Origin of the sequence: Phytohabitans maris, from assembly GCF_031085175.1 — a bacterium.
Classification (GTDB): domain Bacteria; phylum Actinomycetota; class Actinomycetes; order Mycobacteriales; family Micromonosporaceae; genus Phytohabitans; species Phytohabitans maris.
The window spans coordinates 48,296-73,544 of sequence record NZ_JAVHUY010000045.1 but is presented as its reverse complement, the minus strand read 5'-3'; the positions used below and the strand labels follow the sequence as shown (position 1 = coordinate 73,544).

27 protein-coding genes and 1 riboswitch are annotated in these 25,249 nt (G+C 74.4%); of the genes, 13 read left to right on the top strand and 14 right to left on the bottom strand.

The annotated features are described in order from the left end of the window. The first annotated feature begins 44 nt into the window (after positions 1-44). Positions 45-344: a hypothetical protein gene (locus RB614_RS34880; RefSeq protein ID WP_308716976.1), complete on the top strand. Its 300-nt coding sequence runs from the start codon at positions 45-47 to the stop codon at positions 342-344. Positions 345-730: 386 nt separating this feature from the next. On the opposite strand, the gene RB614_RS34875 is transcribed toward RB614_RS34880, so the two are convergent. Together RB614_RS34875 and RB614_RS34870 are read right to left on the bottom strand one after the other, a co-directional pair. Beyond that, the gene (locus RB614_RS34875; protein ID WP_308716975.1) at positions 731-1,756 is read right to left on the bottom strand and encodes an adenosine deaminase; all 1,026 of its coding nucleotides are present in this window, start codon (positions 1,754-1,756) and stop codon (positions 731-733) included. Beyond that, positions 1,756-2,523 (bottom strand): trans-aconitate 2-methyltransferase, encoded by a 768-nt coding sequence (locus tag RB614_RS34870; protein ID WP_308716974.1) that lies wholly within the window; start codon positions 2,521-2,523, stop codon positions 1,756-1,758. Before RB614_RS34870 ends, RB614_RS34875 begins: the two co-directional genes overlap by 1 nt. A gap of 55 nt (positions 2,524-2,578) precedes the next feature. Here RB614_RS34870 and RB614_RS34865 point away from each other — a divergent pair, with 55 nt between their 5' ends. Together RB614_RS34865 and RB614_RS34860 are read left to right on the top strand one after the other, a co-directional pair. Beyond that, positions 2,579-3,565: an aldo/keto reductase gene (locus RB614_RS34865; RefSeq protein ID WP_308716973.1), complete on the top strand. Its 987-nt coding sequence runs from the start codon at positions 2,579-2,581 to the stop codon at positions 3,563-3,565. A gap of 43 nt (positions 3,566-3,608) precedes the next feature. Next, positions 3,609-3,809 (top strand): hypothetical protein, encoded by a 201-nt coding sequence (locus tag RB614_RS34860; protein ID WP_308716984.1) that lies wholly within the window; start codon positions 3,609-3,611, stop codon positions 3,807-3,809. 56 nt (positions 3,810-3,865) lie between these two features. Here RB614_RS34860 and RB614_RS34855 read toward each other — a convergent pair whose 3' ends face one another. From RB614_RS34855 to RB614_RS34820, 8 genes are all read right to left on the bottom strand, one after another. Further along, positions 3,866-4,069, bottom strand: a complete 204-nt coding sequence (locus RB614_RS34855; protein WP_173033499.1) for a cold-shock protein — start codon at positions 4,067-4,069, stop codon at positions 3,866-3,868. A gap of 232 nt (positions 4,070-4,301) precedes the next feature. Continuing rightward, positions 4,302-4,574, bottom strand: a complete 273-nt coding sequence (locus tag RB614_RS34850; RefSeq protein ID WP_308716972.1) for a DUF4235 domain-containing protein — start codon at positions 4,572-4,574, stop codon at positions 4,302-4,304. 37 nt (positions 4,575-4,611) lie between these two features. Further along, positions 4,612-4,884, bottom strand: coding sequence for a DUF3618 domain-containing protein (locus RB614_RS34845; protein ID WP_308716971.1), 273 nt, complete (start codon positions 4,882-4,884; stop codon positions 4,612-4,614). Next, a complete protein-coding gene (locus RB614_RS34840) occupies positions 4,884-5,333 on the bottom strand; it encodes a phage holin family protein (RefSeq protein ID WP_308716970.1) in 450 nt (149 codons plus the stop codon). Before RB614_RS34840 ends, RB614_RS34845 begins: the two co-directional genes overlap by 1 nt. Positions 5,334-5,397: 64 nt before the next feature. Next, a complete protein-coding gene (locus RB614_RS34835) occupies positions 5,398-6,609 on the bottom strand; it encodes a mechanosensitive ion channel family protein (RefSeq protein WP_308716969.1) in 1,212 nt (403 codons plus the stop codon). A gap of 136 nt (positions 6,610-6,745) precedes the next feature. Continuing rightward, on the bottom strand, positions 6,746-7,072 hold the full coding sequence (locus RB614_RS34830; protein WP_308716968.1) for a hypothetical protein: 327 nt from the start codon (positions 7,070-7,072) through the stop codon (positions 6,746-6,748). Positions 7,073-7,268: 196 nt separating this feature from the next. Beyond that, complete coding sequence (locus RB614_RS34825; RefSeq protein WP_308716967.1) at positions 7,269-8,033, bottom strand: DUF6042 family protein; 765 nt, start codon at positions 8,031-8,033, stop codon at positions 7,269-7,271. A gap of 40 nt (positions 8,034-8,073) precedes the next feature. Continuing rightward, complete coding sequence (locus RB614_RS34820) at positions 8,074-9,567, bottom strand: glycoside hydrolase family 3 protein (RefSeq protein ID WP_308716983.1); 1,494 nt, start codon at positions 9,565-9,567, stop codon at positions 8,074-8,076. Between the two features lie 203 nt (positions 9,568-9,770). Here RB614_RS34820 and RB614_RS34815 point away from each other — a divergent pair, with 203 nt between their 5' ends. From RB614_RS34815 to RB614_RS34780, 8 genes are all read left to right on the top strand, one after another. Continuing rightward, entirely contained in the window at positions 9,771-9,914 is a 144-nt protein-coding gene (locus RB614_RS34815; protein WP_308716966.1) for a hypothetical protein, read from the top strand. Positions 9,915-10,045: 131 nt separating this feature from the next. Next, positions 10,046-10,654 carry a MarR family winged helix-turn-helix transcriptional regulator gene (locus RB614_RS34810; protein ID WP_308716965.1) on the top strand — a complete coding sequence of 203 codons (609 nt, stop codon included), beginning with the start codon at positions 10,046-10,048 and terminating at the stop codon, positions 10,652-10,654. 335 nt (positions 10,655-10,989) lie between these two features. Further along, the gene (locus tag RB614_RS34805; RefSeq protein ID WP_308716964.1) at positions 10,990-12,789 is read left to right on the top strand and encodes a RecQ family ATP-dependent DNA helicase; all 1,800 of its coding nucleotides are present in this window, start codon (positions 10,990-10,992) and stop codon (positions 12,787-12,789) included. Positions 12,790-12,815: 26 nt separating this feature from the next. Next, positions 12,816-13,319 carry a hypothetical protein gene (locus tag RB614_RS34800; RefSeq protein ID WP_308716963.1) on the top strand — a complete coding sequence of 168 codons (504 nt, stop codon included), beginning with the start codon at positions 12,816-12,818 and terminating at the stop codon, positions 13,317-13,319. Positions 13,320-13,348: 29 nt separating this feature from the next. Next, positions 13,349-13,723 (top strand): PPOX class F420-dependent oxidoreductase, encoded by a 375-nt coding sequence (locus RB614_RS34795; RefSeq protein WP_308716962.1) that lies wholly within the window; start codon positions 13,349-13,351, stop codon positions 13,721-13,723. Beyond that, positions 13,716-14,903, top strand: coding sequence for a precorrin-6y C5,15-methyltransferase (decarboxylating) subunit CbiE (gene cbiE, locus RB614_RS34790; protein WP_308716961.1), 1,188 nt, complete (start codon positions 13,716-13,718; stop codon positions 14,901-14,903). Before RB614_RS34795 ends, cbiE begins: the two co-directional genes overlap by 8 nt. Beyond that, complete coding sequence (gene cobM, locus RB614_RS34785; RefSeq protein WP_308716960.1) at positions 14,900-15,640, top strand: precorrin-4 C(11)-methyltransferase; 741 nt, start codon at positions 14,900-14,902, stop codon at positions 15,638-15,640. The genes cbiE and cobM overlap by 4 nt, the downstream gene beginning before the upstream one ends. Positions 15,641-15,847: 207 nt before the next feature. Beyond that, positions 15,848-16,441, top strand: coding sequence for a G5 domain-containing protein (locus RB614_RS34780; RefSeq protein ID WP_308716959.1), 594 nt, complete (start codon positions 15,848-15,850; stop codon positions 16,439-16,441). 95 nt (positions 16,442-16,536) lie between these two features. On the opposite strand, the gene RB614_RS34775 is transcribed toward RB614_RS34780, so the two are convergent. Continuing rightward, on the bottom strand, positions 16,537-17,706 hold the full coding sequence (locus tag RB614_RS34775; RefSeq protein WP_428983168.1) for a cobalt-precorrin-5B (C(1))-methyltransferase: 1,170 nt from the start codon (positions 17,704-17,706) through the stop codon (positions 16,537-16,539). On the opposite strand from RB614_RS34775, the gene RB614_RS34770 reads away from it, so the two are divergent. Then, positions 17,627-18,358 (top strand): cobalt-precorrin-6A reductase, encoded by a 732-nt coding sequence (locus tag RB614_RS34770; protein ID WP_308716957.1) that lies wholly within the window; start codon positions 17,627-17,629, stop codon positions 18,356-18,358. The two genes, RB614_RS34775 and RB614_RS34770, sit on opposite strands and share 80 nt — an antisense overlap. Here the strand turns inward: RB614_RS34770 and RB614_RS34765 are convergent. From RB614_RS34765 to cobG, 3 genes are read right to left on the bottom strand one after another with little or no spacing between them, the layout of a single operon-like run. Then, positions 18,336-19,829, bottom strand: coding sequence for a precorrin-2 C(20)-methyltransferase (locus tag RB614_RS34765; RefSeq protein WP_308716956.1), 1,494 nt, complete (start codon positions 19,827-19,829; stop codon positions 18,336-18,338). The genes RB614_RS34770 and RB614_RS34765 overlap by 23 nt on opposite strands. Next, positions 19,829-20,449 (bottom strand): precorrin-8X methylmutase, encoded by a 621-nt coding sequence (locus RB614_RS34760; RefSeq protein WP_308716955.1) that lies wholly within the window; start codon positions 20,447-20,449, stop codon positions 19,829-19,831. The genes RB614_RS34765 and RB614_RS34760 overlap by 1 nt, the downstream gene beginning before the upstream one ends. After that, positions 20,446-21,558 (bottom strand): precorrin-3B synthase, encoded by a 1,113-nt coding sequence (gene cobG, locus RB614_RS34755; RefSeq protein WP_308716954.1) that lies wholly within the window; start codon positions 21,556-21,558, stop codon positions 20,446-20,448. Before cobG ends, RB614_RS34760 begins: the two co-directional genes overlap by 4 nt. 9 nt (positions 21,559-21,567) lie before the next feature. Continuing rightward, a riboswitch (cobalamin riboswitch) is annotated at positions 21,568-21,704 on the top strand. A gap of 31 nt (positions 21,705-21,735) precedes the next feature. On the opposite strand from cobG, the gene RB614_RS34750 reads away from it, so the two are divergent. Beyond that, a complete protein-coding gene (locus RB614_RS34750; protein ID WP_308716953.1) occupies positions 21,736-25,248 on the top strand; it encodes a cobaltochelatase subunit CobN in 3,513 nt (1,170 codons plus the stop codon). Position 25,249 lies beyond the last annotated feature (1 nt).

Sequence of the window (25,249 nt, the reverse complement as noted above, 5' to 3'; positions counted from 1 at the left end):
TCCCCCAACCCTGCTCCCGCCGCGCGCCCACCTAAGGAGGGCACGTGACCGAGCGCAGTCGCGCGGCGACGCCCTCACCGTGGCGGCGGCCCGGCCCGGCGGTGGCGCGGCCCGCCGCCGAGTTCCTGCCGCCCGTCGGCGCCGCCGCGCGAGCGAACACCCCGCAGGGCGCGGCCGGTGCCTTCCAGGTCGGCCCGGACGCCGCCGCCGAGGTACCGCCCGACGGGCAGCCGGAGGAGCGGAAACGCAAGCGCTCCCGCCGCCTGATCCGCTGGGTCGCCATCGTCGCCGGCGTCATCCTGGCCGTGCTCGCCTGCTGGCAGGACCCGCTCTACGCCCTCTAGATATCGGCCCCGGGTCCGCGACCGCCGCGGATGCGTTTGCCGCGGGCAGCGCCGCGACCGGGATACGTGCGTGCGCGGAGCTCTGGAGCTGCACGCACGAACGGGGCAGCGTGCCTGGGCGCGCAGACGGGGCAGCTCGAGAGCCCCCGCGAAACCTCGACCCCACCCCCGCGCCCCGGGCGCCGCAAGCCGGGCGCCGCAAACCGGGCACCGCGGGGCCGGCCGTCAGGCCGGTGGGGTGGGCCGTGCGACCGCGGAGGGTGAGGCCGCGGGAGCAACGGTCCGGACCACGACGGGCGTCGCGGTAGCTCAGAAATGGCTCAGGGCCCTGGTCGATGGGCGACCGGCCGTCCCTGGGCGACCCCACCCCGGCGGGGTGCCGGGAGCTAGCGGGCGGCGCGGTGCTCCGCGACGTACGTGTCGATCTCCGCACCGATGCGGGCCTTCTCGGCCGGCGGGAGGAACGATGCCTCCACCGCGTCCCGGGCCAGCCCACCCAGGCCCGCCTCGTCCAGGTCGAGGAGGCGGGCGGCCACCGCGTACTCGTCGTTGAGCGTCGTGCCGAACATCGGCGGGTCGTCGGAGTTGACGGTGACCGGTACGCCGGCCGCGCGCAGTGCCGGGAGCGGGTGCTCGTCGAGCGAGGCGACCGCCCGGGTGCGCACATTGGACGTCGGGCTGATCTCCAGCGGGATGCGGTGCTCGGCCAGGTACGCCATCAGCCGCTCGTCCTGGGCCGCGGAGATGCCGTGGCCGATCCGCTCGGCGCCGAGTTCGTGGATCGCGTCCCAGATCGTCGCCGGGCCGGTGGTCTCACCGGCGTGCGGCACCGAACGTAGCCCGGCCGCGCGGGCCTTGTCGAAGTACGGCTTGAACTGCGGCCGCGGCACCCCGACCTCGGGCCCGCCCAGCCCGAAGCTGACCAGCCCGTCCGGCCGGTGGTCGAGCGCGATCGCGAGCGTCTCCTCGGCCGCGGCCAGTCCCGCCTCGCCGGGGATGTCGAAGCACCAGCGCAGCACGATGCCCAGCTCGGCCTCGGCCCGTACCCGCGCGTCCTCGATCGCCGCGCAGAACTCGGCCGCCGGGATGCCCCGCGACGTGTGCGAGTACGGCGTGACGGTCAGCTCGGCGTACCGCACCTGCTGGCGGGCCAGCTCCCGACCCACCTCGTAGGTCAGGATGCGCACGTCCTCGGGGTCGCGGACGAGGTCGACCACACTCAGATAGATCTCGATGAAGTGGGCGAAGTCGCGGAACTCGAAGTATCTCGCCACCGCCGCCGGGTCGGCCGGCACCGGCGTGTGCCCCTCGTGGCGGGCGGCGAGCTCGGCCACGATCCGGGGCGCCGCGGAGCCGACGTGGTGGACGTGCAGCTCCACCTTGGGCAGCCCGGCGATGAACGACTCCAGCATCAGTCCCCCTGCGTTCGCGCGACGAAGAAGATCCGTCTAAACGGGAAGGACACGACCGTACCCCGCGCGGGGTAGGCCGCCGCGAGGCGTTTTCCGAGCGCCTCCCGGAACGCGCGCCACGCGGAGCCGTCCAGTGCCGCCTTCACCGGCCGCAGCGCGGTCCCCTCCATCCAGGTGAGCACCGGGTGGTCCGCGCCGGGCGCCACGGGCAGCCGGTGCAGGTACGTGGTCTCCCAGGCGTCCACCGCGCACCCGGCGCCCGCCAGCAGGTCGGCGTAGCCGGCCGGGTCGAGCACGGGCGCGTCGCGGGTCAGGTCGCCGAGCCCGGCCGCGACGCTGAGCGACCGCAGCGCCCGGTGCGAAGGCGCGTCGAAGTTCCCCGGCACCTGCACGGCCAGCCAGGCGCCGGCGGGCAGTGCCGCCACCCAGCGCGGCAGCAGGCTCTCGTGGCCGGGCACCCACTGCAGGGCGGCGTTGGAGACGACCACGTCGTGGTCGCCCGCCGGGGTCCACTCGCGCAGGTCGCCCACTTCGAAATCCACCGGGTACGACTCGGCGCGTGCCTGGCCGACCATCTCGGCCGACGAGTCGACGCCGAGCACACGCGCGCCCGGCCAGCGCGACGCGAGCGCGGCCGTGAGGTTGCCCGGGCCGCAGCCCAGGTCGACGACGGCGCGCGGCCGCTGCGCCCCGATCCGGGCGACCAGGTCGAAGAAGGGCCGCGACCGCTCGTCGCCGAAGCGCAGGTAGGTGGCGGGATCCCACACGGCAGTCCTCCAAACCGTACGTTCGTCTTGAATACCGTACCGCTAGGGTGTCCGCGTGGAGAAGCGCAGCTTCGGTCGGTTGGGCCGTGACGTGGCGGTGATCGGACTCGGTGCCTGGCAGCTCGGCGCGGACTGGGGCGAGGTCAGCGAGGACGCGGCGTTCGCCACGCTGGGCGCCGCCGTCGACGCCGGCGTCACGTTCCTGGACACCGCCGACGTGTACGGCGACGGCCGCAGCGAGCAGATCATCGGCCGCTTCCTGCGCCAGCACCCCGCCAGTCCCGGCCTGACCGTGGCGACCAAGATGGGGCGGCGCGTGCCGCAGGAGCCGTCGGCGTACAACCTCGACAACTTCCGCGCCTGGACCGACCGCTCCCGCGCCAACCTCGGCGTCGACACGCTCGACCTGGTCCAGCTGCACTGCCCGCCCACACCGGTGTACTCGGACGACGCGGTGTTCGAGGCGCTCGACACGCTCGTGCGGGAGAAGCGGATCGCGGCGTACGGCGTCAGCGTCGAGCGGGTCGAGGAGGCGCTCACCGCGATCGCCCGGCCCGGCGTGGCGAGCGTGCAGATCATCCTGAACGCCCTGCGCCGCAAGCCCCTCGAAGCGGTGCTGCCCGCCGCGGCCGCCGCCGGCGTGGGCATCGTCGCCCGGGTGCCGCTGGCCAGCGGGCTGCTCTCCGGGCGGTACGACGAGCACACCACGTTCGGGGCGGACGACCACCGCACGTTCAACCGGCACGGCGAGTCGTTCGACGTGGGTGAGACGTTCTCCGGCGTGCCGTACGAGGTGGGGCTGGAAGCCGTCCGCCGGCTGAAGCCGCTGGTCCCGCCGGGCGTCGCCATGGCGCAGTGGGCGCTGCGGTGGATCGCCGACCAGCCCGCCGTGACCGTGGTGATCCCGGGTGCCCGCGACCCGGAGCAGGCAAGGGCCAACGCGGCGGCCGCCGACCTGGCACCCTTGACCCCGGAGGCGCACGCCGCCGTCGCCGAGGTGTACGACGAACTCATCCGCCCCCTGGTCCACGACCGCTGGTAAGGGAGGCACGTCCGTGAAGGCGTGGTTGCCACTCGCGCTGGGGATGCTCGCCGTCGTGGCGGGCGCCGTCTGGACGCTGCAAGGGCTGGGCTACCTGTCCGGCAGCGTCATGACCGACGACCGCATGTGGGCGGTGATCGGTCCGATCGTGGCGGTGGCCGGCCTGGTGCTCGTGGCGGTGGGTCTGCGGGCCCGCCGCCGGGGCCAGGGCGGCGACAGCGCCGGATCGGCCGGAGAGCGATAGCACCGAGCCCCCGTGACCGTGACCGGTCGCGGGGGCTCGACACTGTCGAGGCTCGATCAGATGGGGCGGACCTGCTCGGCCTGCGGGCCCTTCTGGCCCTGGGCGATCTCGAACTCCACCCGCTGGTTTTCCTCCAGCGTCCGGTAACCGCTGGTCTGGATCGCCGAGAAGTGGACGAAGACGTCGGAACCCCCGCCGTCAACGGTGATGAAGCCGAAGCCCTTGTCTGCGTTGAACCACTTCACGGTTCCCTGCGCCATGCTGTATCTCCTTCTGAAACTGGCGGCCGAGCACACCGTGCGGCGGCCGGTTGGCCGTTTTCGAGCACTGGCGCCGAGGCGGCCTCCGGTGAAGGAGTCTTCCCAACCACGCCATCTCTAGAACAGCGTGGAACAGCAAACCACGTACGCAAAAACTTCGCACAGTCTACCGGAGGAAATTCTCCGACATGTGACCTGATTCGCCGTTAACAAGGGTAAACGCGAGTAGGTTTCAGGCCGGCCAGCGCCCGGTCAGCCGGCGCATCCCGGCCGCCCCACCGCGGTCGACAGCGGCCTTGACCACGGCGAATATGGCCCCTTGCAGAGCCGCGGCGGCCAGGATCTCGCCCCAGCCACGCTCTTCGTCCGTGGCGTCGGGCGCATCGTCGTCACCGGCCGCCAACTTCCAGACCTGCTTGAAGATGGCACCGGCCAGGATGCCGGCCCCGATGCCCAGCAGCATGCCCACCGGCTTGTACGCCACCTTGCTCACGACCTTGGCCAACCCAGGCCCCTCCCCCACACGGCTCCAGAAAAGATGCTCAACGGGAACGCTTTCGCATCACCATCAACACGACGATCGCGGCGAGCACGCCGGTGACCGCGGTCGCGGCGGCGGCCAGCTGCACCCGGTTTTCCTTGGCCCGCTCGGCGGTCTGCGCGGCCGAGCGGCGTACCCGAGCTTTGACGTCGGCCTTGGCGGCCAGGGCCTGGACGGTCTCGCCCAGCTCAGCCCGCGTCTGCCGGATCTCCGCCCGGAGCGCTTCGGTGTCCACCTTGCCGTTGGTGGAGACCTTGCCGTTCGTCGAAACCATCACGCCCCCTCGCCATGGCCGTTGGCCCGCGCCCGCACGGCCCCCTTGACCGTGTCGACGTCGGCCTTCAGCCCGGACGCGGCCGCCTGCGGTACGGGCGGCACCGCGCGCTTGACCTGCCGCCTGCCGACGAGCGCCATTATGGCAGCGCAGAGGAAGAGGAAGACGGTAACGACAAGTGCGGCGAGCCACGCCGGCATGACCAGCGCGAGCAGGAGGATGCCGGTGGCGATCAGGGCGCCGAGGCCGTACAGGGCGACCGCGCCGGCGCCGCCGAAGAGGCCGAGGCCGAGCCCGGCGTGCTTGCCCTTCTCGGCCAGTTCGGCCTTGGCCAGCGCGAGCTCGTCGCGGACCAGCAGGGAGATCTGTTCGCTGGCGCGCTGCACCAGCTCGGCGGTGGACTGTTCGGTCAACGGGCGGGCGGGACCGCGTTCGAGAACATCGGCCATGGCGTCCTCCTTCACCCTCTGTCAGGGACTATGCCCAGCTTAGGAGGGCTTCAACCGCGAGGCCTCAGGTTCGCGAGTCGTCCGCCTCGGGCCGTTCGGGCGGGCCTTCGAAGTCGGCCGCCCGGGCCTCGCCCTCCGGGTCGCCGCCGAAGACCCGGGCGTCGTCGTCCGGCTCCATGGGGATGCCGCGGCGGCTGGGGCGGACGTCGTGCGCGGCCGAGGGGCGTACCCACTGCCAGGCCAGCCGGTTGGCGCCGTCGCCGACCTCGGTACGGATCCGGGGCAGCGAGGTGGGCTGGCGGTCCCGGATCCAGCCGACGAAGTGCTCGCGGACCAGGCAGCGCAGGTCCCACAGTGTGGGTGCGTCGTTCGCGCTGACCAGGGCGCGTACCCGGATCATGCCGCCGACCGCGTCGGTCACCTGGAGTACGCAGACCCGGCCGTCCCACAGCTGGCTCCCCTCCAGCAGGGCGCGCAGCTCCTCCCGCATGTCCTGTACCGGCACCGCCCAGTCCAGGTCGAACTCGGCGGTGCCGAGGACCGCCGAGCCGGTACGGGTCCAGTTCTGGAACGGGCGCGTGGTGAAGTACGTGGTCGGCATGATCAGCCGCCGGTCGTCCCAGATCTGCACGACGACCGTGGTCAGCGTGAGCTCCTCGATCCGGCCCCACTCATCCTCGACCACGACCACGTCGTCGAGCCGGAGCGCGTCGCTGAACGTGAGCTGGAGCCCGGCGAAGATGTTGCCCAGCGTGCTCTGCGCGGCCAGGGCCGCCACGACGCCGAAGATGCCGGCCGAGGCGAGCAGGCTGGCGCCGACCGCCCGGACGTGCGGGAAGGTCATCAGCATCACGCCGAACGTGACCACCACGACCGCCGCCACCGTCACCCGGCGCAGCAGCCGTACCTGCGTGCGCACCTTGCGGGCGCGCAGGTTGTCCGGCACGTCGGTGCGGACCCGGGCCAGCGCCACGTCCTCGACCACCAGGGCCAGCGCGGCGAGCAGCCAGGCGAACGCGGTGATCGTGCAGAGCACGAGCAGGTGGACGACGAGCGTGCGGCCGGTGAAGTCGCCGCCGGTGGAGCGGACCCCGGCCTCGATCGCGAGGACGACCATCGCCACCTGGAACGGGCGGTGCGCGTGGTCGGAGAGCTCGCGCAGCAGTACCGAGCGCCGGCCGAGCCGCCGCACGACCCGGTGCACGATCTCCACCGCGACGAGGGCGACCACCGCGCCGCCGAGCGTCGCCGTGACCGACCACAGCACGGTGTCCACGTTCCATCCCCTCCGAACCAGGCCAGTAACCGACTATGCCCGATCGAACAGGGACCAACCGAGCAAAAGGCCCGTCTCTTGGAGGCTGGCGCCAGGGCCCCGATGCGACTGGCGCCAGGGCTCTCGGCGGCCGGCGCTAAGGCCGGGCGATCTTCAGCACGACGTTGCTGTCCGTGACGCTCTCCACCGTCACGTTGAGGCCGGCGACCTCGGTGCCGCCCTGGCCCACGGTCAGCGTCAGCTGCTCACCGGCCACCTCGACGGTCACCTTGTCACCCTCGGCACTCACCAGTCTGGCGTCCACTCCCAGCACGCTGGCCTGGGCTTCCACGCCTCTGTCGAATGTCACCGTGCACTGGTCGAGGCCACAGTCGGTATCGGCACCTTCGGAGCTGCACCCGGCAAGCACGGCGGCGGCGAGGGCCAGGCCGATCGCCACTCGGGCGGTCAGTCGCTTCGTCACGCCGCCTAGGGTACGTGCCCCGCGCCGCCCCCGCTGTGTTCACGACCCGGGGAGCCGCGCCGGCGGCGCGGTAGCGCCGATCCAGCGCCGATCCAGCGCCGCGGGAAAGCCGGGCCCGTCGCGCGCGAGAGCCCGGCCCACGGCGCACGCGAGCCCGGCCCACGGCGCACGCGAGCCGGGACCGCGGCCGCGGCGATCAGAGGGCGTGCTCCGGCGCGGGCAGGTCGTCGAAGGGGAACCGGCGGGCGAACGACGGCCACGCGACCGTGAGCCGCACCCGGTCGCGCGCGACGGCCGGCGCCGGCTCGGCCTGGAGGCCGGCGATCTCGCCGAGCTGGGCCAGCGCCCGCCGCACCTCGGCCTCCGGCATCCGCAGCGCCGACGCGAGCGCGCGCAGGTCGGTCGTCACCTGCCGGCGCCGCCACCGCGGCCGGGTGCGCTCGGCCAGCTCCCGCACGGTGATCGCGACGAGCACCGTACGGTCGTCCCGCTGGGCCCGCTCCTCGTCGCGGATCTCCTCGCCGGCGAGCGGCAGCACGTCGATCGGGTTGCGGTCCAGCCGGGGCGTCAGCCACTCACCGTCCATCTCGAACAGTCCGAACCCGACAAGGCAGGAAAGCAGCTCCTCCAGCGTGTGCGGCACCGGCAGCCCGCGGCGGCGGCACATCTCGGTGAACAGCTCGACCCGCGCGGCCCGCACCCGCACCACCCGGTCGTAGTGCTCGCGGGCGTGCAGCTCGGCGTGGTCGGCCTCGCGCCGCGGGTGGTGGCGCTGCGCCTGCGCGACCCAGTCGTCGACCGAGCCCGGGTCGCACCAGACCGCCTTGTCCCACGGCAGCATCGACCACGCCTCGCGGGAGAAGCGCCGCTGGTCGGGCACGACCGTGAGGTAGGCGAACGCGCAGGGCAGCCAGCGGATCCACGACGGCACCATCAATGCGCGCTGCCACCGCTCAGCCACGGAATGGACGATAGCGCCACAGCGCGTATCCGTGGGGGCACTATCCGCTGTGGACAGAACGGCCGGAAAGCACCTCCGCGGCCGCTTCGCCGTTGGCGCGCGTGGCGCCGTACGTGGCCACGTGGGTCGCCCCCACGACCGACGCAGGAACGCCCATCTCCACGACGATCGCGTCCGGCCGGGCGGCGAGCGCGGTCGCTACGGCGCGCGCCATCCACTCGTACCGGTGGATGTCGCGGACGACGAGCACCAGCGGCCGTCCCCGCGCCGCGGTGAGGAACCCACCCGTCGCGTCGGCCGCCGTCAGGCGGGCCGCGGTCGTGCCGGGCAGCAGCGCGGCCAGCGGCGTCGCCACGCCCCACGGCGTCTCGGGGCCGATCGCGAAGTTGCGCGGCGGCTCGAACTCCACCACGTGCGGCGCGCCGGCCAGCGGCAGCGCGGCGGCGGCACCGGTGACGCGGATCGCGCGGCGGGCGCCGGCGAGCCCGACCGGTACGCCGCCCGCCGGGTCCGGCACCGCGGCCGCCCGGGCCTGCGCGGTCCACGCGGCCAGCTGCTCGACCCGCTTGGCCGCCTCGGCGAGCCGCTCCTCGGGCAGCTCCCCGGCGGCGACCGCGGCCACGATCGCGTCCCGCAGGCGGGTGGCGGTCGCCTCGTCGGCGTGGTCGCCACCCACGCAGATCGCGTCGACGCCGGCGGCGAGCGCCTGCACGGCGGCGCCCTCCAGGCCGTACCGGGTCCGCAGCGCCCGCATCTCGATGCCGTCGGTGATCACCGTGCCGGCGAAGCCCAGCTCGTCGCGGAGCAGGTCGGTCAGCACGAGCCGGCTCAGCGTCGCCGGGCGCTCCGGGTCGACGGCGGGTACCAGCAGGTGGCCGGTCATGACGGCCTGCACGCCCGCCGCGATCGCGGCCCGGAACGGCGGCAGCTCCGTGCCGTCCAGCTCGGCGCGGGACGACCCGATCCGGGGCACGTCCACGTGCGAGTCGACGCTGGTGTCGCCGTGCCCGGGAAAGTGCTTGGCGCAGGCCGCGACGCCGGCCGACTGGAGGCCGGTGATCCAGGCGGCGGTGTGGCGGGCGACGAGGTCCGGATCGGCGCCGAAGGCCCGCACGCCGATGACCGGGTTGTCCGGGTTGTTGTTGACGTCCGCGTCCGGCGCGTAGTCGAGCGTGATGCCCGCGGCGGCCAGGTCGTGGCCCAGGTCGCGGGCGACCGCCTCGGTCAGCGTCACGTCGTCGACCGCGCCGAGGGCGAGGTTGCCCGGCCGCGAGCTGCCCTGCCAGGTCTCGAAGCGGGTGACGTCACCGGCCTCCTCGTCGAGCGCGACGATCACGTCCGGCCGCTCGGCGCGCAGCGCGGCGGCGAGCTCGGCGACCTGGGCGGGGCTGGCGATGTTGCGCCCGAAGAGGGCCACGCCGCCCAGTCCCTCACCCAGCCAGCGGCGCACCCAGGTCGGCGGGAGCGTCCCCTCGAAACCCGGCTGCAACACGGCGCCGGCGAGGCGTAGCAGATCCCGGCTGGTCTCCGACATGTGGCCCCCGTACTCCATAGTGGACAGTTTCCGCCGGTCCGGCGGGTAGATGCCATGGTCACACCGGATCCCGGAAATAGTCAATAAACCTTTCTATTAAGTCTCACCAGGCGGGCTGGCCTTTGTGCCGGTATGCCCACGAACGGGTGTCGGGAGCTTTGCGGACCGCGCGACTTCTTGCCTCACCGTGAAAGAGTGCGGAGATGGACGTGTTGTGCTCGGCCGCCACCATCGCCGCCGAGGACCGGAGCTGGTTCGACATTCCGGCCGTCCGCGTCGTCGGGTCGATCCTCGGGGCGCTCCTGCTGCTGGCCGCGATCCGGTCGATGTTCGGCAAGGGCAAGTGACTCTCGCGGATGCACGTGCGGGCCGGATGTTAAGGATCCGCTGAGAAAGCCGCCGCCCACCTGTGACCATCTCACCGCGTAGCGCCGGGGTAACGTGACCCGAGGCGTCACCGACCCAGGGATAGATAGGCGTGGACCTGGAAACCTCTACCCGCCAGCTGGCTACGGGCCTGACCCGTGTGGCGGTGGCCGTGCAGGCCGCCGAGAGCCCGATCCAGCTGGAGCGGACCATAGCCCAGCAGCAGGTGCTGCTCCTGCTGAGCCGGCGCAGCGAGGTCTACCCGCTGTCCGAGCTCTCCGCCGACCTCAACATGACCACCCACGCGACCATGTCGGCGATCGCGACGCTGGCCCGCGAGGGGCTGGTCTCCGTCGACCCCTCCCCGTCGTACGCGCCGCACGCGGTGCGGATCGCGCTGACCGAGGCCGGCCGCGCGCAGTCGCCCGAGCTGCTCAACTGGGCCGCCGACCTCCTCTCCGAGCTGCACAACCTCGACCAGGAGGGGCAGCACCAGCTGCTCGGCGTGGTGGCCGCCCAGATCCGGCGGATGCAGCGCGAGGGCCAGATCCCGGTCACGAAGATGTGCGTCACCTGCCGCTTCTTCGACGGCTACGCCCACCCGGGCACCGACGAGCCGCACCACTGCTGGCTGATCGACAAGCCGTTCGGCCACCAGTACCTGCGGCTGCGCTGCCCGGAGGCCCAGCCCGGCGAGGGCCCGGTCCGCCCCGAGGGCTAAACCGCCCCGCCCGGAGGGCGGTCCCCCGCGCGCCGGTCGCGCCCTCGCCCCCGCCAGTGCGGTGGCCACTAACGTTCACCGGGTGACCGGCGGCCTTCGGCCGCTGGTCACCCGGCGCCGGCGAAGCCGGCAAAGGTTAGTGGCCACCGCACGAGGTGTCGCCTCGCGACCCCGCGCCGTCACGCGGATCTAGAACGTTTAGGGCGCTATTTCAGCCCTAAACGTTCTAGATCCGCTCGTAGGCGAACGGAGGCGGTCGCCGGTCGGGGACCGGAAGGCGCCGCATAGACCCCGGCCGTTTGCCGGCGGTGCGCGGGGGGCACGATGGGCCCGCCATGAGACTTCCGCTTCCCCTCTCCCGGCGGCTGCGCCGTGCCGCCCGCACCCACTTCGGCTGGCGCCGGCTGCGCCCCGGCCAGCTTGCCCCGATGCGCGCGGTGCTGCGCGGCCGGGACGCGCTGGTCGTGCTCCCCACCGGTGGTGGGAAGTCCGCTGTCTACCAGGTCCCGGCGATGATGCTGGCCGGGCCGACCGTGGTGATCTCGCCGCTGCTCGCCCTGCAGCAGGACCAGATCAACGCCCTCAACGACCGCCCGGGCATGGCCGCCGTCCGGGTCAGCTCCGCCGAGACGCCCGCGCAGCGGTCGGCCGCGCTGGAGGCGGTGCGCAAGGGGCTGGCCCGGTTCCTGTTCATCACCCCGGAGCAGCTCGCCGACCCCGAGCGGCGCGCCGAGGTGCGGGCGCTCCGCCCCGCGCTGGTCGCGGTGGACGAGGCGCACTGCATCTCCGCCTGGGGGTACGACTTCCGCCCCGACTACCTCGCGCTCGGCCACCTCGTCGAGGGCACCGGCGACGAGGGCACCGGCGACGAGGGCACCGGCGACGAGGGCACCGGCGACGGAGGCACCCACCGCGAAAGCGCCGAAGGCACCCGCGACGAAAGCGGCGAAAGCGCCGAGAGCACCCGCGCCAAAGGCACAGGCGGCCGCGCCAAAGGCGCAGGCACCGCCCGCCCCCCGGTGGTCGCGCTGACCGCCACCGCCTCCCCGCCGGTACGCGACGACATCGTCGAGCGGCTCCGGCTGCGCGACCCGCTCGTTGTCGTCTCCGGGCTGGACCGCCCCAACCTCTTCCTGGAGGTGGCGCACTGCCCCGACGAGGAGTACCGCTGGCGCCGCCTGGTCGCACTGCTGCGCGATGACAAGGGCGGCGGCACCGGCATCGTCTACGTGCCGACCCGCCGCGCCGCCGAGGAGCTGGGCGAGCGGCTCTCGACGGCCGGGTTCGCGGCGGCGGCGTACCACGGCGGGATGGCCGCGGGCGTACGCGAGCGGCGGCACGAGGACTTCCTGGCCGGGCGGGTACCGGTGATGGTGGCGACCTCCGCGTTCGGCATGGGCATCGACAAGCCGGACATCCGGTGGGTGGCGCACGTGGCACTGCCCGACTCGCCGGACAGCTACCAGCAGGAGATCGGCCGCGCCGGGCGGGACGGCGCACCGGCCCGGGCGCTGCTGCTGTGGCGGGCCGAGGACATCGGCCTGCAGCGCTTCTTCACCGGCGGGGCGCCCGACGCGACCGAGCTGCGCGACCTGGCCGCGGTGCTGCGTACCGGCAAGCTGACCCGCACCGCCCTGCGCGAGCGGACCGGGCTCGGCGCCCGCAAGCTCGGCCAGTTGCTCGGGCTGCTGGAGCAGGTCGGCGCCGCCACCACCGTGGGGCAGAAGCTGACCGCGCCCCGGTACGCCCCCGAGCCGGTCGAGGCCGCCCGCGCCGCCCTGGCCGAGGCGGAGCGGCAGCAGGTGGTACAGCGCTCGCGTACCGACATGATGCGCGCCTTCGCCGAGAGCGACTCCTGCCGCGGGCGGGCGCTGCTCGCCTACTTCGGCGAGCACCTCGCCCGACCGTGCGGGCACTGCGACAACTGCGCCGAGGGCCGGGCCCAGCCGGCGCGCAGGGCGGAACGCGGCCCGTTCCCCCTGCACAGCACGGTGCGCCACGCCGAGTGGGGGGTCGGTATGGTGCTGGCGTACGAGTCGGACAAGATGACGGTTCTGTTCGACGATGTGGGGTACAAGACCCTGTCCGTGCCGGTCGTCCGCGCCCAGGGGTTGCTGGTGGCGGAGGCCGGATGACCCAGCCGCGATCGAAAGGCGGTCCCGTGACCGAACAACCGGTGTACCTGACGCTCGGCTTCTCCGACGAGGAGTGGGGCCTGCTCACCGGCCTGCCGCTCGCGGTGCTCACCGCCGCCAGCGCCGCCGAGCCGGACGGCACCCGCCGCACGCTCGCCGAGGGCGCGGCCGGCCTGGAGGCGGTGGCCGCGGGGCGCGACGGCGGGAGCCCGCTCGTCGCCGCGGTCGCCCAGGAGGTCGTGTCGCGGGCGGGCGACCCGGAGACCGGCGAGGAGCTGCCGCCGATCAACCCGGGCGACCCGGAGGCGTACCTCGGGGACGTGCTCGACCGGGCCGGCGCCGCCGCCGCGCTGCTGCGCGCCAAGGTCGACGAGGGCGAGGCCGGCGCGTACGGCCACTGGGTGGTCAGCATCGCCGAGCAGGTGGTCAGCGCGGCACCCTCGGGCGGCATGCTGGGCATCGGCGGCCACCTGGTCACCGAGCCGGAGCGGCGCTTCCGGGACGCGCTCGCGAAGGCCTTCCACGACTGACCCGGTACCCCCTGGGTAGTCTCCTGCTGATGTTGGCGGGTGAGTCCTTCCTGAGCTTCTGGCGCGAGCGCCACCTCTGCACGTTCACCACCCTGCGCCGGGACGGCTCCCCGCACGTCACCCCGGTCGGCGTGACCCTCGACCCGGAGGCCGGCCTGGCCCGGGTCATCGCCTCGCGCGACTCCCGCAAGGTCCGCAACGCCGCCGACACCGGCCTGGTCGCGCTCTGCCAGGTCGACGGCCGGCGCTGGTCCACGCTCGAAGGGCGGGCGGTGGTCCGCGACGACCCGGCCGCGGTCGCCGACGCCGAACGCCGCTACGCCGAGCGCTACCGCACCCCCCGCGCCAACCCCAAGCGGGTCGTCATCGAGATCACCGTGACCCGGGTGCTCGGCAATGCCTGACGTACACGTGGTCGGTATCGGCGCCGACGGCTGGCCCGGCCTCGCCGCGACCGCCCAGTCCCGGCTGGTGGAAGCGGACGTCCTCTTCGGCAGCCGCCGCCAGCTCGCCCTCCTCCCCGGCGCCGTGCGGGGCGAGCGGCTGCCGTGGCCGTCGCCGCTGATGCCCGCGCTCCCCGGCCTCCTCGACGCCCACCGCGGCCGCCGGGTCTGCGTGCTGGCCAGCGGCGACCCGATGCACCACGGCATCGGCGCCGCGATCCTGCGCATCCTCGGCCCCGGGCGGGTCGCCGTCCTCCCGCACGCCTCCTCGATGTCGCTCGCCTGCGCCCGCCTCGGCTGGGCCATGGAGGAGGTCGAGGTGGTCGGCCTGGTCGGCCGCCCGGTCCAGCACCTTCACCCATACCTCACCCCGGGCCGCCGCCTGCTGGTCCTGGGGGCGGGCGCGGCCACCGTCGCGGGCATCCTTTCCACCCGCGGGTACGAGGGCAGCCGGTTGACGGTTCTCGAACAGTTGGGTGGCCCGGGCGAGCGGATCCGGCACGGCTCCGCCGCCTCCCCCTGGCCCGCCGGCGACCAGCTCGCGATCGTGGCCGTGGAGTGCGCCGGCGGCCCCGCGCTGCCGGCGGTGCCGGGCCTCCCCGACGACGCGTACGTCCACGATGGACAGCTGACCAAGCGGGAGGTGCGCGCCGTCACGCTGGCCCGCCTGGCGCCGGTACCCGGCCAGCTCCTCTGGGACGTCGGCGCCGGGGCCGGCAGCGTCGCCGTCGAGTGGATGCGCGGCCACCGTTCGTGCCGCGCCGTCGCCGTCGAGTCCGACCCCACCCGCGCCGCCCGCATCCGCGAAAACGCGCTGGCGCTCGGCGTTCCCGATCTGTCCATCGTGGAGGGAAGGGCCCCGGCGGCGCTGGCCGCCCTCCCCGGGCCGGACGCCGTCTTCGTCGGTGGCGGGGTGACCGAGCCGGGCCTGCTGGAGGCCTGCTGGGCGGCCCTCTCCCCCGGCGGCCGCCTGGTCGCCAACGCGGTGACCCTGGAGTCCGAGGCGGTGCTGGCCGCCTGGCACGCCACGGTGGGGGGCGACCTGACCCGGATCGAGGTGAGCCGCGCCGGCGCGGTGGGGGGCTTCACCGCGTGGCGGCCGGCGCTGCCGGTGGTCCAGTGGGCGGCGGTGCGGTCGTGACGGTCCACTTCATCGGCGCCGGCCCGGGCGCCGCCGACCTGATCACCGTCCGCGGCCGCGACCTGATCGCCGCGAGCCCGGTCTGCCTCTACGCGGGAAGCCTCGTCCCGGCGGCCCTGCTCGACGCCTGCCCGCGCGGCGCCCGCAAGGTGGACACGGCGCGGCTGACGCTGGACGAGATCGTCGCCGAGATGATCGCGGCACACGGGGCCGGCCAGGACGTGGCCCGCCTGCACTCCGGCGACCCGTCCGTCTTCAGCGCGATGGCCGAGCAGATGCGCCGCCTCGACGCGGCCGGCGTCCCGTACGACGTCACCCCGGGCGTACCCGCCTTCGCGGCGGCCGCCGCCACGCTGCGCCGCGAGCTCACCGTCCCCGGCGTCGGCCAGACCGTGATCCTCACCCGCGTCACCGGCCAGGCCACGCCCATGCCGCCCACCGAAGACCTGGCCACGCTCGCCGCGAGCCGGGCGCTGCTGGTGATCCACCTGGCCGTACACCGGATCGAGGACGTGGTGGCCGCCCTCACCCCGTTCTACGGCAGCGACTGCCCGGCGGCCGTGGTCGCCTACGCCTCCCGCCCGGACGAGGTCGTCCTCCGCGGCCCGCTCGCGACGATCGCCGCGCAGGTGGCCGCCGCCGGCGTCGAGCGCACCGCGGTCATCGTCGTCGGCCGCACCCTGAGCGCGACCGAGTTTCCGGACAGCCACCTCTACTCCGCCGCCCGCACCCGCTGAATTCCCTGGTGGGAGCCGGAATCGGGGGGCCGTCCGGCCCGGCAAGGCCTTGATCGGCGGATGGCGGGATGGCGAGGAATCCGGACGCGAGCGATTTTCGCCGTGGGAGCGCATCCAAAGGCGGCCCGGGACCGGATCAACGACCGACGGTGATCAACGCCGGACCGGATTACCGTACAAGCCCTCACAACTACGGAGGGTCTGAACATGGGGGCACGAAAGGTCCTGTTCCGCGCGGTAGTGGCCGCCTGCGTCGCGGGCGTGCTGGTCGCCTGCGGGCCGGCCGAGCCGGAGCAGCCGCAGAGCGCGACGACGGCGGAGTCCACAGTGGAGCCGACGCCCGCCGCCGAGCCGACACCCACCGCCGAGCCCACGCCGACGCCGGTCGTCGAGGTCAAGACGGTCACGGTGACCGAGAAGATCCCGTTCAAGCGGACCACGGTCAAGGACTCCACCCTCACCGAGGGCACCCGCAAGGTGCGGACCAAGGGGGTCACCGGCGTGAAGACGCTGACCTACGAGGTGACGTACACCGGCGGGAAGGAGACGGCCCGCAAGCTGCTGCGCCAGGCCGTCACCAAGCAGCCGGTCGCCGAGGTCACCGCCGTCGGTACGAAGAAGAAGGCGCCGACCCGGCAGTGCGACCCGAACTACAGCGGCTGCGTGCCGATCGCCAGCGACGTGGACTGCGCGGGCGGCACCGGCAACGGGCCTGCCTATGTCGAGGGGCCAGTGAAGATCATCGGGGATGACATCTACGATCTTGACGGCAACGACAATGACGGGATCGGCTGCGAATAAACCGCCTGCGAATAGCGCCCGTGATCAAAGCTCCCTTCAAGTAGTTCTAGCGACTTGAAGGGAGCTTTGATCACCGGCGGGCCCCGAAGGGTCTCCTAGGCGCGGCCGACGACGGTACCGGCGCGGTCGATCACCACGACGTCGACCGTGACGGGCGCCTCGCGGAGCACCTCGACGGCGGTCCGCCGGGCCCGTTCCGCGATCAGGTCGCCGAGCGGCAGCCCGGCGGCCTGGCAGTGGCCGAGCGCTTCCAGCGCTGTGTTCGCGGCGGCGACGCGGGCGACCAGCTCGCCGTCGCCGCCGGCCGCGCGCACCGTCCCGGCCATCGCGGCGAGGTCCACTTGGGACCGTCCGGAGTGGAGGTCGAGGTGCCCCTCGGCCAGCTTGGAGAGCTTGCCGATGCCGCCGGCGATGGTGAGGCGGGGCACCGGGTGGCGGCGCAGGTACTTGAGCACCGCCCCGGCGAAGTCGCCCATGTCGAGCAGCGCGTCCTCGGGCAGCCCGTACAGCTCGGCGGCGACCCGCTCGGAGGTGCTCCCGGTGCAGCCGGCGACGTGTTGGCGGCCGGCGGCGCGGGCCACGTCGATGCCCCGGCGGACGCTGTCGATCCAGGCGGAGCAGGAGTACGGCACCACGATGCCGGTCGTGCCCAATATGGAGAGTCCACCGAGGATGCCGAGGCGCGGGTTCCAGGTCTTCTTCGCCAGCTCCTCGCCGCCGTCGACGGAGATCTCCACCACCGCGTCGCCGGTGCCGCCGTGCCGGGCGGCGACCTCGGCGACCGCCTCGCGCATCATGCGGCGGGGCACCGGGTTGATGGCCGGCTCGCCGACCGCGATCGGCAGGCCGGGCTTGGTGACCGTGCCGACGCCGCTGCCGGCGCGGAAGAGCACGCCGCCGCCGGCCGGGCCGGGGGTGACGGTGGCGCGGACGAGCGCACCGTGCGTGACGTCCGGGTCGTCGCCCGCGTCCTTCACGACGCCGGCCGTCGCGGCGCCGCCGGTGAGCGACTCGACCGCGAGCGCGAACGAAGGGCGCTGGCCCTTGGGGAGCACGATCTCCACCGGGTCCGGGAAGGAGCCGGTGAGCAGCGCCGTGTACGCGGCCGTGGTCGCCGCCGTCGCGCAGGCCCCGGTGGTCCAGCCGTAGCGCAGAGTCACCGCCACAGCATGCCAGACTGGGTCCGTGCGGACGCTGCTCATCCTCGGTGGCACCGGCGAGGCGCGCGCGCTGGCGGCCCGCGCGGGCGGCTGGCGGGTGGTCACGTCGCTCGCCGGCCGGGTGCGCGACCCGCGCCTGCCCGAGGGCGAGGTGCGGATCGGCGGCTTCGGCGGGCCGGACGGGCTGGCCGCCTGGCTGGTGGCGCAGGACGTGGGCGCGGTGGTGGACGCCACGCACCCGTTCGCGAGCCGGATCAGCGCCTCGGCCGTGGCCGCCGCACGGGCCACCGGCGTACCGCTGCTGGCGCTGCACCGCCCCGGCTGGACCGAGGAGCCGGGCGACGACTGGCGGCGCGTGCCCAGCGTCGAGGCGGCCGCCGCGGCGTTGGCCACGCTGGGCACGCGCGTGATGCTCACCACCGGGCGCCAGAGCCTCGCCGCCTTCGCGGATCTGGACCTCTTCTTCCTGGTCCGCACCGTGGACCCGCCGCAGGCGCCGCTGCCCCGGCGGCATCACCTGCTGCTCGACCGTGGACCGTACACGGTGGAGGGTGAGGCGGGGCTCATGCGGAAGCACGCGATCGACGTACTGGTCACAAAGGACAGCGGCGGCACCATGACGGCCGCGAAGCTGGTCGCCGCCCGGGACCGCGGCATCCCGGTCGTGCTGGTGGACCGGCCGGCGAAGCCCGGCGTCCAGTCGGTGTCCACAGTAGACGAGGCGGTCGAGTGGCTCAGGGATACCGGCGCGGCGTGAACACCGCACCGCCGCTCCCCTGCCGCGTGGCGGAGGAGCCGACGATCAGCAGGCAGCGCATGTCCACGCCAGACGGGTCGAGGTCGGCGAGGCGTACCACGCGCACGTGCTCCGCCGGCCCGCCCACGTCCCGCCCGACGACCACGGGCGTGTCCGGCGCGCGGTGCTCCAGCAGGAGGTCGCGGGCCTTCTCCACCTGCCAGGTGCGGGTGCGCGAGGCCGGGTTGTAGATGGCGATGACCAGGTCGGTACGGGCGGCGGCGGTGAGCCGCTCCACGATGACGTCCCAGGGCTTGAGCCGGTCGGAGAGGGAGAGCACGCAGTAGTCGTGGCCGAGTGGCGCGCCCGCCCGGCTCGCCACGGCCTGCGCGGCGGTGAGCCCGGGCACGACCCGCACCGGCACGTCCGCGTACCGGGGCTGGGCGGCCACCTCCAGCACCGCGCTCGCCATCGCGAAGACGCCCGGGTCGCCCGAGGAGACGACGGCGACCCGGGAGCCGGCGGCGGCCAGGTCCAGCGCGTACGCCGCCCGCGCCGCCTCCTCGGTGTTGCCGGAGGGGTGGCGCCGCTGGCGCGGGTTGGGCGGCACCCGGTCGAGGTACGGCCCGTAGCCCACCAGGTCGTCCGCCGCGGCCAGTACCGCCTGCGCCTCCGGTGTCGTCCACTCCCGGCCGGCCGGGCCGAGCCCCACGACCGAGACCTCTCCGGGGCCGGAGCGCGCGGCGGCGTCCACGAGCGGCGGCGGCACCGCCGCGACCCGGCTGGGCAGGAGCGCGAGCGAGAAGTACGGCACCGTCGACGGGTCGACATCGGACAGCGGCGCGACGCGCTGGCCGGCGGTGGTGGCCCGCTCCACGTACCAGGCCTCGTCCAGCCGGCCGGCCCGCGCCAGTGCCTCGCGGACCGCCGTGAACGTGCGGCCCAGCTTGAGGATCGCCGCCGGACCGGACCCGTCCAGGCGCCGGGCCAGCTCCTCCGGGGCGAGCGTGCCGGGGAGCACGGTGAGCACCTCGTCGCCTTCCACGAGCGGGCGTCCCAGCACGGCCGAGCCGCCGCTGACCGAGGTGACGCCGGGCACCACCTCGGTGGCGTACCGGGGCGACAGTCTCTTGTGGATGTGCAGGTACGAGCCGTAGAAGAACGGGTCTCCCTCGCAGAGCACCACCACGTCCCGCCCGGCGTCGAGATGGGCGGCGAGGCGGGCGGCGCACTCGGCGTAGAACTCGTCGATCGCGCCCCGGTAGCCGCCCGGGTGCGCGGTCGTCTCGGTCGTCACCGGATAGACCAGCGCCTCCTCGATCTGCCCCTCCCGCAGGTACGGCTCGGCGATCGCGCGGGCGATGCTGCGGCCGTGGCGGGCACTGTGGTACGCCACCACGTCCGCTCGTTCGACCAGCCGGGCGGCCTTGACGGTCACCAGCTCCGGGTCGCCCGGCCCGAGTCCCACGCCGTACAGCCGCCCCGCACCCATCACTCCTCCTCGCTGGCGATGGCGTTGATGGCCGCCGCCGTCATCGCGCTGCCGCCGCGGCGGCCGTGTACCACAAGGTGTTCGAGGTCGGTGGCGGCGAGCGCGCGCTTCGACTCGGCCGCGCCGATGAAGCCGACCGGGATGCCCAGCACCGCCGCCGGCCGGCCGGCGCCCTCGGCGACCAGCTCCAGCAGGCGGAAGAGGGCGGTCGGCGCGTTGCCCACCGCGACGAGCGCGCCGTCGAGCCGGTCCCGCCACAGCTCCAGCGCGGCGGCGCTGCGGGTGGTGCCGAGCCGCTCCGCGAGCGCCGGCACGCGGGGGTCGCCGAGCGTGCAGACCACCTCGTTGCCCGCGGGGAGCCGGCGGCGGGTCACCCCGGCGGCCACCATCGCGGCGTCGCAGAGGATCGGGGCGCCGGCGCGCAGGGCCGCCCGGCCGGCCGCGACCGCCCCCGCCGACCAGGCCAGGTCGGTGACGAGGTCGACCATCCCGCACGAGTGGATCATCCGGACCGCGACCCGGGCCACGTCGTCCGGGAGCCCCGACAGGTCGGCCTCCGCGCGGATCGTCGCGAACGACCGCCGGTAGATCTCCGCACCGTCCTTGAGGTAAGCCGTCACGCCGTCACGTACCCGTCCACTGTGGCCACCATCCGCAGGTGCTCGCCGGCCGGGCTGCCGCAGGCGCGTTCGCAGCCGACCCAGTGCACCGGCAGGCCGTGCGACGGGTGTCCACTGTGGTGGTCGAGCGCGTCGGCCCGCACGTCGGCGTACGCCCGGGCGCATCCGGGCGAGCCGACGCAGGCGGTCACCCCCACCCACGGCGAGTCGGGATCCGTGGCGAGGCCGGCCTCCGCCAGCCGGGCGAGGAAGCTCCCGTCGGGAAGGTCCGGCACCACGACGCCCCGCCACGGCGTGACCACGACGGCCGGCGCGCCGCAGAGGACCTCGACCTGCGCGGGAGAGAGCCGCCCCAGCGGCACCGCCGCCGCGACCGCGATCCGGCCGTCCACTTGGGACACCGCGCCGATCGGCCCCCACGAGACGGGTCGCGCCGCCGGCAGCCCGGGTGGTGTCGCGCCGAGCCGCGCCGCGACCCGGTTCACGCCGTCGTCCAGTTCGGACAGTCGCCAGTGGCCGTCCCGCTCGGCCAGGAACGCGTGCGCGGCCGCCAGCAGCGCCGGTACGGCCTCGTCGGGCGCCACCCGCAGCCCGCTGTCCCGCCCGGCGAGCAGGAGGGTCCGCCCGCGCAGCCCGACGTCGGCGCCGAGCCCGGCGACGTCGCCCCGCCCGTCGTCGAGCGCGAAGAGGAAGCGCCCGGGCAGGCCGGCCAGCACCGGGTCGGCGCGGAGGGCCGCGTCGAGCGCGGCGACGAGCGGGCGCACGTCGAGCACGCCCCGGCCGTCCCGCCCACTGAGCGGCGAGGCGACGATGTTCCGTACCCGATCGTGGGTGACCGACGGCAGCAGGCCGGCCACCGACAGCCGCTCGGCGAGCGACGCCTCCGCGCCGGCCGCCAGACCGCGGACCTGGAGGTTGCCCCGCGAGGTGAGCTCCAGCTCACCGGCGCCGAGGGCGGCCGACGCCTCGGCGACCGCGCGCCACTGGTCGGCGGTGAGCGCGCCGCCCGGCACGCGGACCCTGGCCAGGCCACCGTCGAGCGCAGGGTGCACCTGGACGGCGCCGGGACAGGCGTCCGGGCCGGAACGAGCTGGTAAGGAGGCGACCACGGGCCGGATACTACGGCCAGCTACGCTGGTCTCCGCAACCCGCGGCGACAAGCGGAGGAAGCCGGTGCGAGTCCGGCGCGGTCCCGCCACTGTCACTGAGCGTCAGCTCAGGAGCCAGACACTCCGGTCGCCGCGACCTTCGACCCGGGACGCGGATCCCGAGGGAGGCGGTGGGCCGTGTTCGTGCTGCTGTCGACGTCCGACACCGACCTGTTGAGCGCGCGGGCGAGCGGCGCGCCGTACCGGCTGGCCAACCCGGCGCGCACCGCGGTGGCCGACGTTCCCGACCTGGTGGAGGGCGCCGACCTCGTGGTCGTCCGCCTGCTCGGCGGGCGCCGCGCCTGGGAGGAGGGGCTCGACGCGCTGCTGGCCGGCCCCCGCCCGGTGGTGGTGCTCGGCGGCGAGCAGGCGCCCGACGCCGAGCTCATGCGCCTCTCCACGGTGCCGAGCGGGGTCGCCGCGGAGGCCCACGCGTACCTCGCCCACGGCGGGCCGGGCAACCTCGCCCAGCTGCACCGGTTCCTCTCCGACACGGTGCTGCTGACCGGGCACGGCTTCGCGCCGCCGGAGCCGACACCGGTCTGGGGCGCCGGCGACCTGCCCGAGGGCGGCGGGCCGGTCGTGGCCGTGCTCTACTACCGGGCGCACCACGTGGCCGGCAACACCGCGTTCGTCGAGGCGCTCTGCGCGGCCGTCGCGAGCGCCGGTGGGCGGCCACTGCCCGTGTACTGCGCGTCGCTGCGCACCCCCGATCCGGAGCTGCTGGCCACGCTCGGGCGGGCCGACGCGCTGGTGGTGACCGTGCTCGCGGCCGGCGGCACCCGCCCCGCGCGGGTGGGCGCGGGCGGCGACGACGAGGCGTGGGACGTGGGCGCGCTCGCCGCGCTCGACGTGCCGATCCTGCAAGGGCTCTGCCTCACCAGCGACCGGGCGGCGTGGGCCACCGGCGACGACGGACTCTCCCCATTGGACGCGGCGACGCAGGTGGCGATCCCCGAGTTCGACGGGCGGATCATCACGGTCCCGTTCTCCTTCAAGGAGATCGACCCGGACGGCCTGACCGTGTACGTGGCGGACCCCGAGCGCGCCGCCCGGGTCGCCGGCATCGCGGTCGCGCACGCCCGCCTGCGCCATGTGCCGCCGGCCGAAAAGCGGGTGGCGCTGATGCTGTCGGCGTACCCGACCAAGCACTCCCGCATCGGCAACGCGGTCGGCCTCGACACGCCCGCCAGCACGGTGCGGCTGCTGGGCGCGCTGCGCGAGCGCGGGTACGACGTCGGCGACCTCCCGGACGACGGTGACGCGCTGATGCACGCGCTCATCGCGGCCGGCGGGCAGGACCCCGACTGGCTCACCGAGGAGCAGCTCGAGGGCAACCCGGTGCGCATCCCGGCCACCGACTACATCGCGTACTACGAAACGCTCCCCGCCGAGCTGCGCGCGGCGATGGAGCGGCACTGGGGGCCGCCGCCGGGCGAGCTCTACGTCGACGCCGGCGGCGACATCGTGCTCGCCGCCCTCCGCGCCGGCAACGTCGTCGTGATGGTGCAGCCGCCGCGCGGCTTCGGCGCCAACCCGATCGCCATCTACCACGATCCGGACCTGCCGCCGAGCCACCACTACCTGGCCGCGTACCGGTGGGTGGCCGGCAGCTTCGGGGCGCACGCGATCGTCCACGTCGGAAAGCACGGCAACCTGGAGTGGCTGCCCGGCAAGACGGTCGGCATGTCGGCCGCGTGCGGGCCGGACGCCGCGCTGGGCGACCTGCCGCTCGTGTACCCCTTCCTGGTCAACGATCCCGGCGAGGGCACGCAGGCCAAGCGGCGCGCGCACGCCACGCTGGTCGACCATCTGGTACCGCCGATGGCGCGCGCCGAGACGTACGGCGACATCGCCCGGCTCGAACAGCTCCTCGACGAGCACGCCACCATCGCCGCGCTCGACCCGGCCAAGCTGCCCGCCATCCGGGCGCAGATCTGGACGCTCGTCCAGGCCGCCCGGCTCGACCACGACCTGGGCGTGGACGACCGGCCGCACGACGCCGAGTTCGACGACTTCCTGCTGCACGTCGACGGCTGGCTCTGCGAGGTCAAGGACGCGCAGATCCGCGACGGCCTGCACGTGCTCGGCGTACCGCCGGTGGGCGAGGCCCGGGTCAACCTGGTGCTCGCGATGCTCCGCGCCCGGCAGATGTGGGGCGGCCAGGTGGCGGCGCTGCCGGGCCTGCGCGAGGCGTTGGGCATGGGCGACTCCTTGAAGGAGGTCGACCGCGTCGAGGCGGAGGCCCGGGCGCTGGTCACCCGCATGGAGGAGGAGGGCTGGGATCCGGCCGCCGTACCGGACGGGCCCGCCGCCGAGGTCCTCCGCTTCGCGGCGACCGAGATCGTGCCCCGGCTGGCCCGCACCACCGACGAGCTCACCAACGTGCTCCGCGCGCTCGACGGGCGGTACATCCCGGCCGGGCCGAGCGGCTCACCCCTGCGCGGCCTGGTCAACGTGCTCCCCACCGGGCGCAACTTCTACTCCGTCGACCCGAAGGCGGTGCCGAGCCGGCTGGCCTGGGAGACCGGGCAGGCGATGGCCGACTCGCTGCTCGCCCGGTACCGCGCGGACACCGGCGAGTGGCCCCGCTCGGTCGGGCTGTCGGTGTGGGGTACCAGCGCGATGCGCACCGCCGGCGACGACGTGGCCGAGGTGCTGGCGCTGCTCGGGGTCCGTCCACAGTGGGACGAGGCGTCCCGCCGGGTGAACGGCTTCGCGCCCGTCCCCCTCGCCGAGCTCGGCCGGCCCCGGATCGACGTGACCGTGCGGATCAGCGGGTTCTTCCGCGACGCGTTCCCGCATGTGGTCGTGATGCTCGACGACGCCGTGCGGTTGGTCGCCGGCCTGGACGAGCCTCCGTCGGAAAACTATGTGCGCGCCCACGTCGAGCAGGACCTCGCCGCGCACGGCGACCAGCGGCGGGCGACCGCGCGGGTGTTCGGCTCCAAGCCCGGCGCGTACGGCGCCGGCCTCCTCCCGCTCATCGACAGCCGCAACTGGCGCGACGACGGCGACCTCGCCGAGGTGTACGCGGCGTGGGGCGGTTTCGCCTACGGGCGCGACCTGGACGGCGTGCCGGCCCGCGCGGACATGGAGACCGCGTACCGCCGGATCGCCGTCGCCGCCAAGAACGTGGACACCCGCGAGCACGACATCGCCGACTCCGACGACTACTTCCAGTACCACGGCGGGATGATCGCCACGGTGCGCGCGCTGACCGGCACCGCGCCCGCCGCGTACATCGGCGACAGCACCCAGCCCGAGGCGGTGCGGACCCGCAGCCTCCACGAGGAGACCGCGCGGGTCTTCCGCGCCCGCGTGGTCAACCCGCGATGGCTGGCGGCGATGCGCCGGCACGGCTACAAGGGCGCCTTCGAGCTGGCGGCCACAGTGGACTACCTGTTCGGCTACGACGCGACGGCCGGCGTGGTCGCCGACTGGATGTACGACAAGCTGGGCGAGACCTACGTGCTGGACGAGGAGAACCGCGCCTTCCTCGAACGCTCCAACCCGTGGGCCCTGCACGCGATCGCCGAACGCCTGCTCGAAGCGGCCGACCGCAAGATGTGGGAGTACCCGGACCCGGCCGTGCTCGACGGGCTGCGCGAGGCGTACCTGAGCACGGAAGGTGACCTGGAGGGGCGTTAGG